Raw genomic sequence first — 15,486 nt, 5'->3', positions numbered from 1 at the left:
CGTCCCTTCCTGGTCGTGCGGCTCGTGGTGGCCGGCGGGAGGCTGCTGGTCGGGGTGCTGCGGGTCGGGGTGGTGCGCGTCAGGTCGTTCATCCGCCGAGGTTGCACCTCTCCCCGCCGACGGGGTAGTCGACCGGGAGCGTGGTGCCTCCCGGGATCTTGACCCGGCCCTTGAAGTCGCAGAGGTAGAAGTTGAAGTACGACCCGTAGGTGGCCGTGCGACCCATCTTGTTGAGCTTGATCGGCAGCACCTGCAGGGCCCGGTCGAGCTCGGCGCGGTTCTCGTTGATGTTGCCGGCGAAGCGGCGCAGCTGGGCGACGTCGGCGGTCAGCGGCTCCCGGATGCCGGAGACCAGGCCGGCGGTCTGCACCGACAGCTCGGAGATCTGGTCGAGGGAGTCGAGGATCGCCTCGCGGTCGGTGCGCAACCCACCGACGAGCTGGCGGAAGTTCACGATCAGCTCGCTGAGCTGCTGGTCGCGGTCGCCGATGTTGTCGAGGACGCCGTCGAGGTTCGTGATCAGCGCGCCGATGACCTCGTCGCGCGCGGCCAGGGTCTGCGTCACCGAGGCGGTGGAGGCCAGCAGGCTCTCCAGCGTGCCGCCCTCGCCCTGGAAGACCTGCACGACCTCGTAGGACAGCTGGTTGATGTCGGAGGGCGAGAGGGCCTGGAAGAGCGGCTTGAAGCCGTTGAAGAGCACGGTGAGGTCGAGGGCCGGCGAGGTCTTGGTGACGTCGATGACGTCGCCCTCCTCCAGCTGCTCGGTGTCGCCCACGCCCTGGGAGAGCGAGATGTAGCGCTGACCGACCAGGTTGCGGTAGCGGATCGCGGCCTGCGTGGCGCCGGTGACCGGCACCCCCTCCTCCACGCTGAAGGTCACCATGGCGCGGGTCTGGTCGACGATCTCGACGTCCTTCACCGAGCCGACCTTGACGCCCGCGACGCGGATGTCGTCGCCCTTCACCACCCCGGTGGCGTCGACGAACTCGGCCTTGAGCTCCTTGCTCGCGGCGAAGGAGATGTTGCCGATGGTGATCACCAGCAGGCCCGTGGCCAGCGTGGTGATGATCATGAAGATCACCAGCTTGACCAGGTCACCGGTCGTCTTCTTGTCCAGCAGCTTCATCGCAGCGACACCTTCGCTCCCCTGGCGAGTGGGCCCACGAGCAGCGGGCCGAGGTCGGGCACGTCGGTGGCGCTCACGCCCATGCCGGGCGCGAGCAGCTCCTTGAGCACGTCGGACTCCGCCTGGCTGCCGGTGTAGCCGTTGCCGTCGCGCAGCCAGTAGCTCGGCGCCACGCGCGAGGTGCCCTTGCCCGTCGGCTCGTCGATGCCGTCGTTGAAGTTCGGGATGTCGTCGAACGGGCGGGCCTGGCTGCCCGAGGGGTTCGGCAGCCCGATGCAGTCGGGGCCGCGACGCTCGCCGAAGCGTGGCGCGTCGTTGACGTTGTAGGGCCGCGGCTGGTTGGGCAGGATCTCGAGCTGGATGTGCAGGGTGTAGTTGCGGAACGCCTCGGCCTGGCGCGCGCCGGCCTTGACGATCCCGCTGAGCAGGCACGGGAACTCCGAGGAGTACTTGGCCAGCCGGGCCACCTGCGGCTCGGAGAGGCGGGAGAGCTCGATGAGGTTGTCGCCGTTGGTGGCCAGGAAGCCGCGCGTGGTGTCGGCGAAGCCGGTGACGTCGGCGAACAGCGCCTGAAGGCGCTCCTCACGGCCCTCGAGGGTCGAGGTGGTGGTGATGGTGTCCTCGAGGATCTGTCCGACCTGCGGCAGCACGTCGGAGTAGATGTCGGAGACCTCCGCGGTCAGTCGCAGGTCCTCGATCAGGGCCGGGATCTGCGGGTTGAGCCGCTTGAGGTAGGAGTCGAGGGTCTCCAGCGACTGGCCGAGCTCCTCGCCGCGGCCCTCCAGGGCGGTGGCCAGGGCGTTGAGCGTCATGTTGAGCTGCGCCGGCTGCACCGTGCGCAGCAGGGGGAACAGGTCGGAGAGCACCTCCTCCACCTCGGTGGACACCTCGGTGCGCGAGATCGTCGCGTCGGCCTGCATCGTGCCGTCGGGCTGCTCCGGCACGACGAGCGACACGTACTTCTCACCGAACAGCGTCTTCGGCACGATCGAGCCCGTGACGTTGGCGGGGATGGTCTCGAGCTCGTCGGGGAAGATACCCAGCGTCAGGGCCGCGCCCTCGGCGGTGGTCTCGGCCTCCAGCACCTCGCCCACGATGACACCGCGGATCTTGACGTCGGCGCGGCTGGGCAGCTGCAGACCGATGGAGGAGGTCTCGAGGGTGACCTCCTGGTAGTCGGTGAACTTCTTGGTGAACACCGCGTAGGTGAGCCAGACCGCGGCCACCGCGAACACGAGGAACACCACCCCGAGGGCCTTGGTGAACTTGAGGATCGCCATCAGCCCGCCAACCTGACTGTCGTGGTGGTGCCCCAGATCGCCATCGACAGGAACAGGTCGATGACGTTGATCGCGACGATGCTGGTGCGCACGGCGCGGCCCACGGCCACGCCCACGCCGGCGGGGCCGCCGGAGGCGTTGTAGCCGTGGTAGCAGTGCACCAGGATCACCACGACGGCGAAGATGAGCACCTTGCCGAAGGACCACAGCACGTCGCCCGGTGGCAGGAACAGGAAGAAGTAGTGGTCGTAGGTGCCCGTGCTCTGGTCGAAGAACTGGGTCACCGTGAGCCGGGTCGCGAAGTACGACATGAACAGGCCCACGACGTAGAGCGGGACGATCGCGATCAGCCCGGCGATGATGCGGGTCGTCACCAGGAACGGCAGCGACGGGATCGCCATGACCTCGAGGGCGTCGATCTCCTCGGAGATGCGCATCGCGCCGAGCTGGGCGGTGAAGCCGCAGCCCACCGTGGCGGCCAGCGCGATCGCGGCGACCACCGGTGCGATCTCGCGGGTGTTGAAGTACGCCGAGACGAAGCCCGACAGCGCCGCCGTGCCGATCTGGTTGAGCGCGGCGTAGCCCTGCAGGCCGACCTCGGTGCCGGTGAAGAAGCACATCGCGGTGATCACACCCACGGTGCCGCCGATGACGGCCAGCGAGCCCGAGCCGAGGGTGACCTCGGCCAGGATGCGCAGGATCTCCTTCTTGTAGCGCCGGATCGTGCGCGGCGTCCAGGCCAGTGCCCGGATGAAGAAGGCGAGCTCGGAGCCGAGGTCGTCGAGGGTCTTGAGCGGTCGTTCGTAGACCGACTTCACGGAGGCCATGGTCTCAACCCGTCTTCGGCGGCACGAGCTGGAGGTAGATGGCGCTCATGACGAAGTTCACGAGGAACAGCAGCATGAACGTGATGACCACGGCCTCGTTGACCGCGTCGCCCACGCCCTTGGGCCCGCCGCCGGCGTTCATGCCCTTGTAGCAGGCCACGATCGCCGCGATCAGGCCGAACACGAGCGCCTTGATCATCCCCTGCCAGAGGTCGGGCAGCTGGGCGAGCGCGGTGAAGCTCGCCAAGTACGCCCCTGGTGTGCCGTCCTGCAGCACGACGTTGAACACGTAGCCACCGGCGACCCCCACCACGCTGACCAGGCCGTTGAGGAAGACCGCCACGAGCATGCAGGCCAGGACCCGGGGCACCACCAGGCGCTGGATGGGATCGATGCCCAGCACCATCATCGCGTCGAGCTCCTCGCGGATCTTGCGCGCGCCGAGGTCGGCGGCGATCGCCGAGCCGCCCGCCCCCGCGATGAGCAGGGACGTCGCGATCGGCCCGGCTTCTCGCACCACCGCCAGGACCGCCGCCGAACCGGTGAACGACTGCGCACCGAACTGCTTGATCAGCCCGCCCACCTGGAGCGCGATGACCGCGCCGAAGGGGATGGCGACCAGGGCGGTCGGGACGATGGTCACCGAGGCGATGAACCACGCCTGCTGCAGGAACTCGCGCAGCTGGAACGGACGCCGGAAGAGCCCGCGGCCGACATCGAGACCGAAGGCGAAGAGCTTGCCTGCGGTCCCGATCGGCGCGAGGACACGGGTGGCGGTGCTGGAGGCCACCTCAGACCCCGGTGACCATGGAGATGTTCTCGTCGAACGACCCGGGAGGAGGCGTCACGCCGTTCTCCCGGCACCAGGCGCCCGGCTCGCGCTGCGAGCGGCGGGCGATGCCGTTGGAGGGCTCGAGCTGCATCGGGATCGGCGGGATCGCCGGCAGCTCCTGGTCGGCCTCGGCGGCGAGCTCGTCGGCGTCCTTCTCCTCCGACATGCCGATCGGGCCGACCCGCTGGGCGTTGAGGAACTGGCGCACGACGGGCTCGTCGGAGCTGAGCAGCATCTCGCGCGGGCCGAACATCGCGAGGTGCTTGTGGTAGAGCAGGCCGATGTTGTCGGGCACCGTGCGGGCGGTGTTGATGTCGTGGGTGACGATGAGGAACGTCGCGTCGATCTGGGCGTTCAGGTCGACGATGAGCTGGTTCAGGAACGCCGTGCGCACGGGGTCGAGGCCGGAGTCGGGCTCGTCGAAGAGCACGATCTCGGGGTCGAGCACCAGGCCGCGGGCGATGCCGGCGCGCTTGCGCATGCCGCCGGAGATCTCGCCGGGGAGCTTGTCCTCGGTGCCGATCAGGCCGACGAGGTCCATCTTCTCCATGACGATGGCGCGGACCTCGGACTCGGACTTCTTGGTGTGCTCGCGCAGCGGGAAGGCGATGTTGTCGTAGAGGTTCATCGACCCGAACATCGCGCCGTCCTGGAACAGCACGCCGAACAGCTTGCGGATCTCGTAGAGGTCCCGCTCGGAGCAGGAGGCGATGTCGGTGCCCTCGATGATGATCGAGCCCCGGTCGGGCTTGAGCAGGCCGATCAAGGTCTTTAGGAAGACCGACTTGCCCGTGCCGGAGGGGCCGAGCATCACGCAGATCTCCCCGGCGGGGATGGTCAGGGTGACGTCGCCCCAGATGAGCTGCTTGCCGAACGACTTCGTGAGGCCGTCGACCTTGATCTCCACGCCCATGACGTGCTCCCTCCCCTCGACCGTCGTCCCCTGGACCGTGCGCCCCACGCGCACAGCACACTGACCAGTAACAACGGGGTTACCGCGGCGAGGTTACGCACAAATGCGGCGCACGTCACTCGAAGACCGAGAACCGAGACCCAGCCGAGACCCGGAGCACGTCTGTGCACCCAGCGCGGCCTGAACGCCGACAGGGGCGACCCTCCGCACGTGCGCGGTGGGCCGCCCCTGTCGGGTGCAGCGAGGTGCCGGCCGGAGCCGGCGGTGGCGCGACCGAGGGGTCGCGCCGGGAGGTCACTTCAGGGTGACGGTGGCCCCGGCGCCCTCGAGGGCCTCCTTGGCCTTGTCGGCGGCGGCCTTGTCGGCCTTCTCGAGGACAGCCTTGGGGGCGGCCTCGACGAGCTCCTTGGCCTCCTTCAGGCCGAGGGAGGTCAGGGCGCGCACCTCCTTGATGACGTTGATCTTCTTCTCGCCGGCGGCCTCGAGGATGACGTCGAACTCGTCCTGAGCGGCCTCGGCCTCGCCGGCACCGGCACCGCCGGCGGCGGGAGCGGCGGCAACGGCGACCGGAGCGGCGGCGGTGACGCCGAAGGTCTCCTCGAACTGCTTCACGAACTCGGAGAGCTCGATGAGGGTCATCTCCTTGAACGCGTCGAGGAGCTCGTCGGTGGTGAGCTTCGCCATGGTGGCGGTTCCTTCCATTCGGTGGCCCGTCGCGTCCGCGGCGGGCCGGGTTTCAGGTGGTGGGTGTCCGAGTGCCGATCCGGGACGGATCAGGACTCGGTGGCGTCGCCCTCGTCGGAGGCGGCCGGGACGGCCACCTCGTCAGCGGGTGCCTCGGCGTCGGCGTCAGCCTCGGCCGGGGCCTCCTCGGCGGCGACCGGGGTGCCGGCACCACCTGCGAGGATCGAGGGGTCCTGCTCGGCCTTCGCCTGCAGCGCACCGGCGAGCCGGGCAGCCTGGGCGAGGGGGGCGTTGAGCAGGTAGACGGCCTGGCTGAGGGAGGCCAGCATCGCGCCGGCCATCTTGCCCAGGAGCACCTCGCGCGACTCGAGGTCCGCCAGCTTGGCGATCTCGGCAGCGTCGAGGGGCTGTCCGTCGAGGACACCGCCCTTGATGATCAGGGCGGGGTTCGCCTTGGCGAAGTCACGCAGACCCTTGGCCGCCTCGACCACGTCGCCCTGGATGAAGGCGATGGCGGTCGGGCCGGCGAGCAGGTCGTCGAAGCCGGTGATGCCGACCTCGTTGGCTGCGATCTTGGCCAGCGTGTTCTTGACCACGGCGTAGTTGGCGTTCTCGCCGAGGGAGCGCCGCAGATCCTGCAGCTGCTTCACGGTGAGACCGCGGTAGTCGGTCAGCACGGCGCCCGCGGCGTCGTTGAACGACTCCACGATCTCCGCGACGGCCGCCTGCCTGTCAGCTCGCGACATGGGTCTCCTTCCGATCTGGGAGACCACCGCCCGGCCCTGGGAACGACGAACGCCCTGGGCGCAGGCCCAGGGCGTGGAGATCATGCGATCTTCTGCTCTGTTCCCTGCGCAGGTCGTCCGTGGTCACGGAGCCTTCGATCGCGCTGCTGGTGCGGCACGACAACCGGCGGTCTCTGGTTACCCGGGGAACAGTACGGCGATCCCCCGGCGGCGCCAAATCGCGGCCCCGGGAGCACGGCTCAGCCGAGCACGCGCACCGGCGCGCCGTCGAGCCAGGCGCGCACGTCGTCCACCGCCTCGCCGAAGAACGTCTCGTAGGTGGCCTCGGTGACGTAGCCGAGGTGGGGCGTGGCCAGCACCCGGGGGTGGGTGCGCAGCGGGTGGTCGCCCGGCAGCGGCTCGGTGTCGAACACGTCGAGCCCGGCGCCGGCGAGGGCTCCCGCGTCGAGGGCGGCCAGCAGGGCGTCGGTGTCCACCAGGCCGGACCGGGCGGTGTTGACCAGCAGCGCGGAGGGCCGGAGCAGCGCGAGCGCGGCGGCGTCCAGGACGTGGCGTGTGGACTCCCCCAGCACCAGGTGCAGCGACACCACGTCGCTGGAGGTCAGCAGCTCGTCGCGCCCGACGGCGCGCACCCCCGCCGCCGCGGCGCGCTCGGGCGTGAGGTGGGGGCTCCACGCGACGACGTCCATCCCGAACGCCGCGCCCACCGCCGCCACCCGCGCGCCGATGCGGCCGAGCCCGACCACCCCCAGCCGCGCGCCGGCCAGGTCGCGCCCGACGGTGGACTGCCAGGGCCCGCCGCCGCGCAGCGAGGTCGCCTCGGCCACCAGGTGGCGCGAGAGGCCCAGGACCAGCGCCCAGGTCAGCTCCACGGGTCCGGTGGCCGACGAGCCGGTGCCGCACACGACGACCCCGCGCTCGGCGCAGGCGCCGAGGTCGATCGAGGCGTTGCGCCGTCCGGTGGTCACCAGCAGGCGCAGGTCGGGCAGCCGCTCGAGCAGCGCCCGGGTCACCGGGGTGCGCTCGCGCATCACGACGACCACCTCGGCGCCGGCGAGCTCGCGGGCCAACCGGTCGGGGTCGGCGACGTGGTGGCGCAGCACCCGCACGTCGAGCTCGGGCACCTGCGACCAGGCCGCCGAGGACAGGGCGACGCCCTGGTAGTCGTCCAGCACCACGCACCGCATGGGTGCAGGCTAGCCAGCGCTGGCAGGATCGGGGGCATGACGTCGCGTGCCCCGCTCAGCTCCCTGTCCACCGACGACCTCGCGGCGTTCCGCGCCGCCAAGGAGGAGGAGTACGCCGCGCTGCGAGAGCGCGGGCTCTCCCTCGACCTCACCCGCGGCAAGCCCTCGGCCGCCCAGCTCGACCTGTCCGACCGACTGCTCGCGCTGCCGTCCACGACGAAGGACCGGGCCGGCGTCGACGTGCGCAACTACGGCGGGCTCGAGGGTCTCGCCGAGCTGCGCGAGATCTTCGCCGAGCTGCTGTGGGTGGAGCCCGACCAGGTCGTGTGCGGGGGGAACTCGAGCCTGACGATGATGCACCAGACGCTGGTCGACCTGCTGCTGTGGGGCGGCCCCGGCTCCCCCCGGCCGTGGAAGGACGAGCCGGTCGTGAAGTTCGTGTGCCCGGTGCCCGGCTACGACCGGCACTTCTCGATGCTGGCCGACTTCGGCATCGAGATGCTCACGGTCCCGATGAACGCCGACGGCCCCGACGCCGAGGCCGTCGCCGCGCTGGTGGCCGACGACCCGAGCGTCAAGGGCCTGTGGATCGTGCCGACCTACGCCAACCCCTCGGGCGCCGTGTGCTCCCAGGAGGTCGCGGCCCGGCTGCTGTCGATGCCGACCGCCGCTCCCGACTTCCGGATCTTCTGGGACAACGCCTACGCGTTCCACCACCTCACCGAGGACGAGGCCAAGACCGCCGACCCCCTCACGACCGCCGCGGCCTCCGGGCAGCCCGACAGGCCGATCGTGTTCGCCTCGACCTCGAAGATCACCTTCGCCGGCTCCGGAGTCGCGGTGATGGCGATGTCGGCGGCCAACAAGGCGTGGTTCCTGAAGCACCTCGCGATGGCCTCCATCGGCCCCGACAAGGTCAACCACCTGCGCCACGTCGAGTTCTTCGGCTCCCCCGACGGCGTGCGCGAGCACATGCGCCGCCACCGCGAGATCATCGCGCCGAAGTTCGCCGCCGTGGACGACGCCCTCACCGCCGAGCTCGACGGCCTCGAGGTCGCCGAGTGGACCCGGCCCACCGGCGGCTACTTCGTCAACCTCGACGTCCTCGACGGCACCGCGTCGCGGGTGGTGGAGCTGGCCAAGGGCGCCGGCATCGCGCTCACCCCGGCCGGGGCGTCCTTCCCCCACGGCCGCGACCCCCGCGACCGCAACATCCGGCTCGCCCCGACGTTCCCGGTGCTGGACGAGGTGGAGACCGCGATGGCCGGCGTCGCCACCTGCGTCGCGCTCGCCGCCGCCGAGTCGCTGGCCGGCACCGCCGGCTGAGCCGCGCCCGCCACGCACCACGAAGGCCCGGCCCCCTCGCGGGGACCGGGCCTTCGGGCGTGCGGTGGAGCTCGGTGCGGGCCCAGGGCCCGCCGGGGCCTGCTCAGGCGCCGGACTCGTCCTCGGCCGCGACGTTCTTCACGCGGTTCGGGTCGACCTGGACACCGGGGCCCATGGTGGTCGAGACGGTGATCTTGCGCAGGTAGCGGCCCTTGGAGCTGGCCGGCTTGAGCCGCAGCACCTCCTCGAGCGCCGAGGCGTAGTTCTCCGCGAGCTGGGTCTCGGAGAACGAGGCCTTGCCGATGATGAAGTGCAGGTTGGAGTGCCGGTCGACACGGAACTCGATCTTGCCGCCCTTGATGTCGGTGACGGCCTTGACCACGTCGGGGGTGACCGTGCCGGTCTTCGGGTTCGGCATCAGGCCGCGGGGCCCGAGCACGCGACCGAGGCGGCCGACCTTGCCCATCATGTCGGGGGTCGCCACGACGGCGTCGAAGTCGAGCCAGCCGCCGGAGACGCGCTCCACGAGGTCGTCGCCACCGACGACGTCGGCGCCGGCCTCACGGGCGGCGTCGGCCTTGTCGCCGTTCGCGAACACGATGACGCGGGCGGTCTTGCCGGTGCCGTGGGGCAGGTTGACGGTGCCGCGCACCATCTGGTCGGCCTTGCGGGGGTCGACACCGAGGCGCATGACGACGTCGACGGTCTCGTCGAACTTCTTCTTGCTGGTGGTCTTGGCGATCTTGATGGCGGCGAGCGGGGCGTGGATCTCGTCCTGGTCGAACGACTCCGCCGCGGCGCGGTAGGTCTTGCTGCGCTGCATGTCTGGGTCTCTTCTCTCTGGTGCCAGGTGTGGTCAGGTGGGCCAGCGCGGCCCTGCCACGAGGTGCGGTCAGGTGGTCGGGCCGGAGCCCGACCGGGGTCAGTCGGTGGTGATGCCCATCGAGCGGGCGGTGCCCTCGACGATCTTCATGGCGGCGTCGAGGTCGTTGGCGTTCAGGTCGGGCAGCTTGGTCGTGGCGATCTCGCGCACCTGGTCCTTGGTCAGCTTGCCGACCTTCTCCTTGTGCGGGACGCCCGAGCCCTTCTTGAGGCCGGCGGCCTTCTTGATCAGCTCAGCGGCCGGCGGGGTCTTCGTGACGAAGGTGAACGACCGGTCCTCGTAGATGGTGATCTCGACGGGGATGACGTTGCCGCGCATGGCCTCGGTCTGGGCGTTGTAGGCCTTGCAGAACTCCATGATGTTCACACCGTGCGGACCGAGGGCGGTACCGACCGGCGGGGCGGGCGTCGCGGCGCCGGCCTGCAGCTGCACCTTGACCAGTGCGGCGATCTTCTTCTTCTTCGGAGGCATGCTCTGTCTCTTTCTTGTCCGTGGTCATGACGAGGGCGTACGTCGCCCTCTGCCACCTGCTGTTGCGTGCAACCGCACCATTCTGCGGCGGTGCTGCTCGTGCGGAGAAATCCGCAGCCGGCTCAGACCCGCTGGATCTGGCTGAAGCTGAGCTCGACCGGGGTCTCCCGGCCGAAGATCTCGACGAGGGCCTTGACCCGCTGCGACTCGCCGTTGATCTCGGTGATCGTGGCGTGCAGCGTGGCGAAGGGGCCGTCGACGACCATCACGGAGTCGGACACGTCGAAGTCGGCGACCTCGACGGGCTTCTTCGCGGTGGTGGCGCTGCCCGGGGTGGCGGTGCCGGCGGCGACCGCCTCGGCCTCGGCGCGGGCGACGACGGCGGGGGCGAGCATGTCCTCGACCTCCGACATCGTCAGCGGCACCGGCTGGTGGCTGTTGCCCACGAAGCCGGTGACCGACGGCGTGTGGCGCACGGCCGACCACGACTCGTCGGTGAGGTCCATGCGCACCAGCACGTAGCCCGGCAGGACGGTGCGCTTGACCATCTTGCGCTGGCCGTTCTTGATCTCCGCGACCTCCTCGGTGGGGACCACGATCTCGTGGATGTAGTCCTCCATGTTCAACGAGATGATGCGGTTCTCCAGGTTCGACTTCACCCGGTTCTCCATGCCGGAGTAGGTGTGCACCACGAACCAGTCGCCCGGCTTGGCCCACAGCTCGCGGCGGAAGCGCTCGAGCGGGTCGTCCTCGTCGGGCTCGGCCTCGGCGGCGTCCTCGCCACCCTCGCCGTCCTCGTCACCCGCAGCGTCGAGGACGTCGGGGGTGTCGTCGCCGCTCAGGTCCTCGACGACGTCGACCGGCTCGGCGGCCTGCAGCGGCAGACCCAGCTCGTCGACGGCGCCGGGCGCCTCGTCGGGGTTGCCCGACGTCTCGAGGGCCGGGTCGTTCTCCTCGGCCTCGGCCGGGTGCTGCTCCGTCACGGTGAACTCCATCAGGTCTGTGTGCTCGTCTCGACCCGGCGTCGGCCGGTGTCGGGCGCCCGGTCCGTGGCGGGCAGCTCGGGACCGGACTGGGGGGCCGGGCCCGTGGGGGCGCCGGCGGCGGGGCTACTGGGCGGCGTTGCCGGTGAAGACCGCGAACGCGAGGCGACCCAGGCCCAGGTCGAGGAGGGAGACCAGCGCCATCATCACCAGCACGAACACCATGACCACGAAGAAGTACGTGACCAGCTGCTCCTGCGTCGGGTAGACGACCTTGCGCAGCTCGGCGACGACCTGGCGGTAGAAGGTCGGCAGGCTGGTGCGCTTCTCGGCCTGGCCGGCGCGGTCGTCGCCCGGGCCGCGGACCGCCTTGCTGTCCGACACGACCGTCACCTCTCCTCGTTGCGTCCGACCGGTCGGCGACCGGTGGTCCTGCAGGGCACGAGGGACTTGAACCCCCAACCTTCGGTTTTGGAGACCGATGCTCTGCCAGTTGAGCTAGTGCCCTCCGGTGGACCGTGGGCATGCCGGGGCATGGTGACGGTCCGCCAACACCGAACCTTACGCACTGCACCCGGCACGCGGCAAAAGGCCCTGCCCGGCCGGCGTCCTACGATGGCCGCCATGACCAGCCCCCGCGCCGCCCGCCGCCGCCAGCCCACGGCGTAGCCCGACCCCCGCCGTGCGCGACCTCCACGCCCTGCCCAAGGCCCACCTGCACCTGCACTTCACCGGGTCGATGCGCCACGCCACCCTGCTCGAGCTCGCCGAGCGCGACGGCGTCTCGCTGCCGGAGTCGCTGGTGTCGCAGTGGCCGCCCGAGCTGAGCGCCGCCGACGAGAAGGGGTGGTTCCGCTTCCAGCGGCTCTACGACGTGGCCCGCTCGGTGCTGCGCACGGAGGACGACGTGCGCCGCCTGGTGCTCGAGGCCGCCGAGGACGACGTGCGCGACGGGAGCCGCTGGCTGGAGATCCAGGTCGACCCCAGCGGCTACGGCGCCCGCTTCGGCGGGATCACCGCCTTCACCGACCTCGTGCTCGACGCCGTGGCCGCCGCCACCCGCGCCACCGGCCTGCCGATCGGGGTGGTGGTGGCCGCCAACCGCACCCGACACCCCCTCGACGCCCGCACCCTGGCCCGCCTCGCCGGGCAGTACGCCGGCCGCGGCGTGGTGGGCTTCGGGCTCTCCAACGACGAGCGCCGCGGCACCACCGAGGACTTCGCCCCGGCCTTCGCGATCGCCGAGCGCGCCGGGCTGCTGCTGGTGCCGCACGGCGGCGAGCTGCTCGGACCGGACTCCGTGCGCCGGTGCCTCGACGCCCTGCACGCCGACCGCCTCGGCCACGGCGTGCGCACCGCCGAGGACCCGCGGCTGCTCGACCGGGTCGTGGCGGCCGGCGTCGTGCTCGAGGTGTGTCCCGTCTCGAACGTCGCCCTGGGCGTCTACAGCGACCTCACCTCGGTGCCGCTGCCCGCGCTGCTGGCGGCGGGGGCGCAGGTGGCGCTGGGGGCCGACGACCCCCTGCTGTTCGGCTCCCGCCTGGCCGGGCAGTACGCCACCATGCGCGCCGCCCACGACCTCACCGACGCCGGGCTCGCCGAGCTGGCCCGGATGTCGCTGCGGGCCTCCCGCGCCCCCGACGACGTGCGAGCGCGCGCCCTGGCCGACGTCGACGCGTGGGAGCGCGCGGAGACCTCGCCCGACGACGCCCCGGCTGAGAGGATGCGGCCATGAGCCACCAGGACCCGGACGAGACCATGCCGCCGACCCACCAGGCCTACGGGCAGCAGGGCCGGGGCCAGGAGGGGTACGGCCAGCAGCCCTACGGCCAGGAGGGGTACGGCCAGCAGCCGGGCGACCCCTACGGCCAGCCGCCGGCCGCGCCGTACGGCCCCGGGTACGCCCAGCAGCCCGGCCAGCCCTACGGCCAGCAGTACGGGCAGCCGTACGGCCAGCCCTACGGCTACGGGTACGGCGGCTCGTACGCCCAGGACCACCCGCAGGCCAACACCGCGCTGATCCTCGGCATCGTCGCGGTCGCCGGGATGTTCCTCTGCGTCCTGCCGATCCTCGCAGCGCCGTTCGCGTGGTACATCGGCGCCAAGGCGCGCCGCGAGATCGACGCCGAGCCGGGCCGCTGGAGCGGGCGCAGCGAGGCCAGCACCGGCATGGTCCTCGGCATCGTCGGCACGGTGCTGCTCGCCCTCGGCGTGGTCGGCCTGTTCGGCGTGATCGCGCTCGCGGCGGCCAGCAGCGCCTGACGCGGGAGCGGCCTACAGCTCGAGGCCGACCAGCACCGGCTCGTTGACCAGCCGTACGCCGTAGCGCGCCTCCACGCCGTCGCGCACCTCGCGGGCCAGCGCGAGCACGTCGGCGGCACGTGCCCCGCCGCGGTTGGTGAGCGCGAGGGTGTGCCTGGTCGAGAGCGTGGCGGGCCCGGTGCCGTGACCGCGGGAGAAGCCGGCGTGCTCGATGAGCCAGGCCGCCGACGTCTTGACCGTGCCGTCGGGCTGGGGCCAGGCCGGAGCGCCCTCGGGCACCGCCGCGGGGTCGAGCACGGGGTTGGTGAAGAACGACCCGGCGCTCCAGGTGTCGTGGTCCCCCGCGTCGAGCACCATGCCCTTGCCGCGGCGCAGGCCGAGCACGGCCTCCCGCACGGCGCCCAGCGGTGCGCGCCCGCCCACCTCCACGCCGAGGGTGCGGGCCAGCTCGGCGTAGCGCACCGGCTCGCCGAGGTCGCCCTGGCGCAGCTGGAAGGTCACCGACAGCACGACGTGGCGACCCGGGTCGGCCTTGAAGCGGGAGTGCCGGTAGCCGAAGCGGCAGTCGGCGTTGGCAAAGGTGCGGACCCCGCGCAGGACGCGGTCCCACACCCGCACCGAGGCGATCGTGGCCGACACCTCCTGGCCGTAGGCGCCGACGTTCTGCACCGGGCTCGCCCCGACCGCGCCGGGGATGCCGGAGAGGGCCTCGATGCCGACCCAGCCGCGCTCGACCGCGGTCGCCACGAGGGCGTCCCAGTCCTCCCCCGCCGCCACCGTCACCAGGACGCCGCCGCAGGTGGCACCGCCGTCGTGCTGGGCGGCGTCCTCGTCGGCGTGCACGCCGCGGGTCAGGACGCGCACCACGGTGCCGTCGAAGCCGTCGTCGGCCACCACCAGGTTGCTGCCGCCGCCGAGCACCAGCACGGGCCGGCCGGCGTCGTCGGCCTCGGTGACCGCGGCGACCAGCTCGTCGTCGGTGGTGGCGACCACGAAGCGGGCGGCCGGGCCGCCGACGCGCAGCGTGGTGTGGTCGGCCAACCGCACGGGGGCGGTGCTCACGCGCGCACCACCGCGCGGGGCATGCCGAGGACCTTCTGGCCCGCGCAGGTGACCCGGAGGGCGAGGGTGACCAGGCCGTCGTCGACGGACTTCACGGTGGCGCCGACCTCGACCACCACGCCGGTGTCGTCGTCGGGCACGACGACGGGCTGGGTGAACTTGCAGCCGAGCTCGACGACCTCGGCCCCGTCGGTCCACTCCGCGACCGCGCGGGCGGCGAGCGCCATCGTGACCATGCCGTGGGCGATCACGCCGGGCAGGCCCACGGCGGTGGCGACGCGGTCGGACCAGTGGATGGGGTTGTCGTCGCCGCTGGCGCCGGCGTAGCGCACCAGGTGGGCCCGGGTGAGCGGGTAGGCGCAGGTGGGCAGCACCTGGCCGACCTCGAGGGCGCTCACGCCTCGCCCCGGTGCACGAGGGTGGCGGTGGTGGTGCACACGAGCGCGCCCGCGGCGTCGGTGATCTCGCTGGTGGTCGCGATGATGTCGTTGCCCCCGATGGTGCGCAGGCCGGTGACGGTGAGGGTGGCGCCCAGCTCGTCGCCGACGACGACGGGGCGGGCGTAGGCGAAGCGCTGCTCGCCGTGGACGATGCGGTGCAGCTCGACCTCGACGGCGGCGAGGAACCCGTTCATCGCCTCGAAGCCCAGCACGATCGGGAAGGTGGCCGGCACCGGCCCGCCGTCCCACGCGCCGCCGACCGCCTCGGCGAAGGCGCGCACGCGCTCGTCGGTGACGGTGCGGGGGCGGGTGCGCGGGAAGGTGCGGCCGACGAGCGAGGCGTCCACGGGCATACCCGCGACCCTAGGCCATCGCCCGTCACCGACCCCTGTGGCAGCGGCCGCAGGAGACGACGACGGCCCGCCCGGCGAGGCCGGGCGGGCCGTGGTGACGACCGGGGTCGT

At 71.6% G+C, this 15,486-nt stretch carries 18 protein-coding genes and 1 tRNA gene; 3 read left to right on the top strand and 16 right to left on the bottom strand.

Going from position 1 to position 15,486, the window contains the following annotated elements; translation table 11 throughout:
• Nucleotides 1-88: 88 nt before the first annotated feature.
• The 8 genes from AC4OR8_RS05585 to AC4OR8_RS05550 all read right to left on the bottom strand — a co-directional run bounded on the left by AC4OR8_RS05585 (nucleotide 89) and on the right by AC4OR8_RS05550 (nucleotide 7,595).
• The gene (locus AC4OR8_RS05585; protein WP_492164547.1) at nucleotides 89-1,126 is read right to left on the bottom strand and encodes an MCE family protein; all 1,038 of its coding nucleotides are present in this window, start codon (nucleotides 1,124-1,126) and stop codon (nucleotides 89-91) included.
• Complete coding sequence (locus tag AC4OR8_RS05580; protein WP_492164546.1) at nucleotides 1,123-2,406, bottom strand: MCE family protein; 1,284 nt, start codon at nucleotides 2,404-2,406, stop codon at nucleotides 1,123-1,125. Before AC4OR8_RS05580 ends, AC4OR8_RS05585 begins: the two co-directional genes overlap by 4 nt.
• A complete protein-coding gene (locus AC4OR8_RS05575) occupies nucleotides 2,406-3,233 on the bottom strand; it encodes an MlaE family ABC transporter permease (protein ID WP_492164545.1) in 828 nt (275 codons plus the stop codon). The genes AC4OR8_RS05580 and AC4OR8_RS05575 overlap by 1 nt, the downstream gene beginning before the upstream one ends.
• 4 nt (nucleotides 3,234-3,237) lie before the next feature.
• Nucleotides 3,238-4,023, bottom strand: coding sequence for an MlaE family ABC transporter permease (locus AC4OR8_RS05570; protein ID WP_492164544.1), 786 nt, complete (start codon nucleotides 4,021-4,023; stop codon nucleotides 3,238-3,240).
• A 1-nt stretch (nucleotide 4,024) separates the two neighbouring features.
• The gene (locus tag AC4OR8_RS05565; RefSeq protein ID WP_492164543.1) at nucleotides 4,025-4,978 is read right to left on the bottom strand and encodes an ABC transporter ATP-binding protein; all 954 of its coding nucleotides are present in this window, start codon (nucleotides 4,976-4,978) and stop codon (nucleotides 4,025-4,027) included.
• A gap of 294 nt (nucleotides 4,979-5,272) precedes the next feature.
• Nucleotides 5,273-5,662 (bottom strand): 50S ribosomal protein L7/L12, encoded by a 390-nt coding sequence (rplL, locus tag AC4OR8_RS05560; protein WP_492164542.1) that lies wholly within the window; start codon nucleotides 5,660-5,662, stop codon nucleotides 5,273-5,275.
• A gap of 89 nt (nucleotides 5,663-5,751) precedes the next feature.
• Nucleotides 5,752-6,408: a 50S ribosomal protein L10 gene (gene rplJ / locus AC4OR8_RS05555; RefSeq protein WP_492164541.1), complete on the bottom strand. Its 657-nt coding sequence runs from the start codon at nucleotides 6,406-6,408 to the stop codon at nucleotides 5,752-5,754.
• Nucleotides 6,409-6,647: 239 nt separating this feature from the next.
• The gene (locus AC4OR8_RS05550) at nucleotides 6,648-7,595 is read right to left on the bottom strand and encodes a D-2-hydroxyacid dehydrogenase family protein (protein WP_492164540.1); all 948 of its coding nucleotides are present in this window, start codon (nucleotides 7,593-7,595) and stop codon (nucleotides 6,648-6,650) included.
• A 36-nt stretch (nucleotides 7,596-7,631) separates the two neighbouring features.
• Between AC4OR8_RS05550 and AC4OR8_RS05545 the strand changes: the two genes are divergently transcribed.
• Nucleotides 7,632-8,921 (top strand): aspartate aminotransferase type Ic, encoded by a 1,290-nt coding sequence (locus tag AC4OR8_RS05545; protein WP_492164539.1) that lies wholly within the window; start codon nucleotides 7,632-7,634, stop codon nucleotides 8,919-8,921.
• A 103-nt stretch (nucleotides 8,922-9,024) separates the two neighbouring features.
• On the opposite strand, the gene rplA is transcribed toward AC4OR8_RS05545, so the two are convergent.
• The 5 genes from rplA to AC4OR8_RS05520 form a co-directional block, all read right to left on the bottom strand.
• On the bottom strand, nucleotides 9,025-9,744 hold the full coding sequence (gene rplA / locus AC4OR8_RS05540; protein WP_492164538.1) for a 50S ribosomal protein L1: 720 nt from the start codon (nucleotides 9,742-9,744) through the stop codon (nucleotides 9,025-9,027).
• 99 nt (nucleotides 9,745-9,843) lie between these two features.
• Nucleotides 9,844-10,275 carry a 50S ribosomal protein L11 gene (gene rplK, locus AC4OR8_RS05535; protein ID WP_492164537.1) on the bottom strand — a complete coding sequence of 144 codons (432 nt, stop codon included), beginning with the start codon at nucleotides 10,273-10,275 and terminating at the stop codon, nucleotides 9,844-9,846.
• Nucleotides 10,276-10,397: 122 nt separating this feature from the next.
• Complete coding sequence (gene nusG / locus AC4OR8_RS05530) at nucleotides 10,398-11,270, bottom strand: transcription termination/antitermination protein NusG (RefSeq protein WP_492164536.1); 873 nt, start codon at nucleotides 11,268-11,270, stop codon at nucleotides 10,398-10,400.
• 114 nt (nucleotides 11,271-11,384) lie between these two features.
• Nucleotides 11,385-11,642 carry a preprotein translocase subunit SecE gene (gene secE, locus AC4OR8_RS05525; protein WP_492164535.1) on the bottom strand — a complete coding sequence of 86 codons (258 nt, stop codon included), beginning with the start codon at nucleotides 11,640-11,642 and terminating at the stop codon, nucleotides 11,385-11,387.
• Between the two features lie 51 nt (nucleotides 11,643-11,693).
• Nucleotides 11,694-11,766: transfer RNA gene (locus AC4OR8_RS05520), tRNA-Trp, on the bottom strand.
• Between the two features lie 174 nt (nucleotides 11,767-11,940).
• On the opposite strand from AC4OR8_RS05520, the gene AC4OR8_RS05515 reads away from it, so the two are divergent.
• A complete protein-coding gene (locus AC4OR8_RS05515; protein ID WP_492164534.1) occupies nucleotides 11,941-12,993 on the top strand; it encodes an adenosine deaminase in 1,053 nt (350 codons plus the stop codon).
• Nucleotides 12,990-13,520, top strand: a complete 531-nt coding sequence (locus AC4OR8_RS05510) for a DUF4190 domain-containing protein (RefSeq protein WP_492164533.1) — start codon at nucleotides 12,990-12,992, stop codon at nucleotides 13,518-13,520. Before AC4OR8_RS05515 ends, AC4OR8_RS05510 begins: the two co-directional genes overlap by 4 nt.
• Nucleotides 13,521-13,532: 12 nt before the next feature.
• Here AC4OR8_RS05510 and AC4OR8_RS05505 read toward each other — a convergent pair whose 3' ends face one another.
• Genes AC4OR8_RS05505 through AC4OR8_RS05495 form a run of 3 tightly spaced genes read right to left on the bottom strand, consistent with a single transcriptional unit; the run spans nucleotide 13,533 to nucleotide 15,375 of the window.
• Nucleotides 13,533-14,630, bottom strand: a complete 1,098-nt coding sequence (locus AC4OR8_RS05505; protein ID WP_492165305.1) for a UDP-N-acetylmuramate dehydrogenase — start codon at nucleotides 14,628-14,630, stop codon at nucleotides 13,533-13,535.
• On the bottom strand, nucleotides 14,579-14,980 hold the full coding sequence (locus AC4OR8_RS05500) for a MaoC/PaaZ C-terminal domain-containing protein (RefSeq protein ID WP_492164532.1): 402 nt from the start codon (nucleotides 14,978-14,980) through the stop codon (nucleotides 14,579-14,581). The genes AC4OR8_RS05505 and AC4OR8_RS05500 overlap by 52 nt, the downstream gene beginning before the upstream one ends.
• Nucleotides 14,977-15,375, bottom strand: coding sequence for an FAS1-like dehydratase domain-containing protein (locus AC4OR8_RS05495; RefSeq protein WP_492164531.1), 399 nt, complete (start codon nucleotides 15,373-15,375; stop codon nucleotides 14,977-14,979). The genes AC4OR8_RS05500 and AC4OR8_RS05495 overlap by 4 nt, the downstream gene beginning before the upstream one ends.
• Nucleotides 15,376-15,486: the final 111 nt, after the last annotated feature.

Source organism: Nocardioides sp. FY1077 (assembly GCF_058681775.1).
Note: the sequence above shows the minus strand (reverse complement) of the source record. Positions and strands in the feature narration are given on the sequence as shown.

Excerpts from the sequence above, each read along its gene's own strand:
- AC4OR8_RS05585 (WP_492164547.1), bottom strand. The coding sequence starts at position 1,126 with ATGAAGCTGCTGGACAAGAAGACGACCGGTGACCTGGTCAAGCTGGTG.
- AC4OR8_RS05580 (WP_492164546.1), bottom strand. The coding sequence starts at position 2,406 with ATGGCGATCCTCAAGTTCACCAAGGCCCTCGGGGTGGTGTTCCTCGTG.
- AC4OR8_RS05575 (WP_492164545.1), bottom strand. The coding sequence starts at position 3,233 with ATGGCCTCCGTGAAGTCGGTCTACGAACGACCGCTCAAGACCCTCGAC.
- AC4OR8_RS05565 (WP_492164543.1), bottom strand. The coding sequence starts at position 4,978 with ATGGGCGTGGAGATCAAGGTCGACGGCCTCACGAAGTCGTTCGGCAAG.
- rplL (WP_492164542.1), bottom strand. The coding sequence starts at position 5,662 with ATGGCGAAGCTCACCACCGACGAGCTCCTCGACGCGTTCAAGGAGATG.
- rplJ (WP_492164541.1), bottom strand. The coding sequence starts at position 6,408 with ATGTCGCGAGCTGACAGGCAGGCGGCCGTCGCGGAGATCGTGGAGTCG.
- AC4OR8_RS05550 (WP_492164540.1), bottom strand. The coding sequence starts at position 7,595 with ATGCGGTGCGTGGTGCTGGACGACTACCAGGGCGTCGCCCTGTCCTCG.
- AC4OR8_RS05545 (WP_492164539.1), top strand. The coding sequence starts at position 7,632 with ATGACGTCGCGTGCCCCGCTCAGCTCCCTGTCCACCGACGACCTCGCG.
- rplA (WP_492164538.1), bottom strand. The coding sequence starts at position 9,744 with ATGCAGCGCAGCAAGACCTACCGCGCCGCGGCGGAGTCGTTCGACCAG.
- rplK (WP_492164537.1), bottom strand. The coding sequence starts at position 10,275 with ATGCCTCCGAAGAAGAAGAAGATCGCCGCACTGGTCAAGGTGCAGCTG.
- nusG (WP_492164536.1), bottom strand. The coding sequence starts at position 11,270 with ATGGAGTTCACCGTGACGGAGCAGCACCCGGCCGAGGCCGAGGAGAAC.
- AC4OR8_RS05510 (WP_492164533.1), top strand. The coding sequence starts at position 12,990 with ATGAGCCACCAGGACCCGGACGAGACCATGCCGCCGACCCACCAGGCC.
- AC4OR8_RS05495 (WP_492164531.1), bottom strand. The coding sequence starts at position 15,375 with ATGCCCGTGGACGCCTCGCTCGTCGGCCGCACCTTCCCGCGCACCCGC.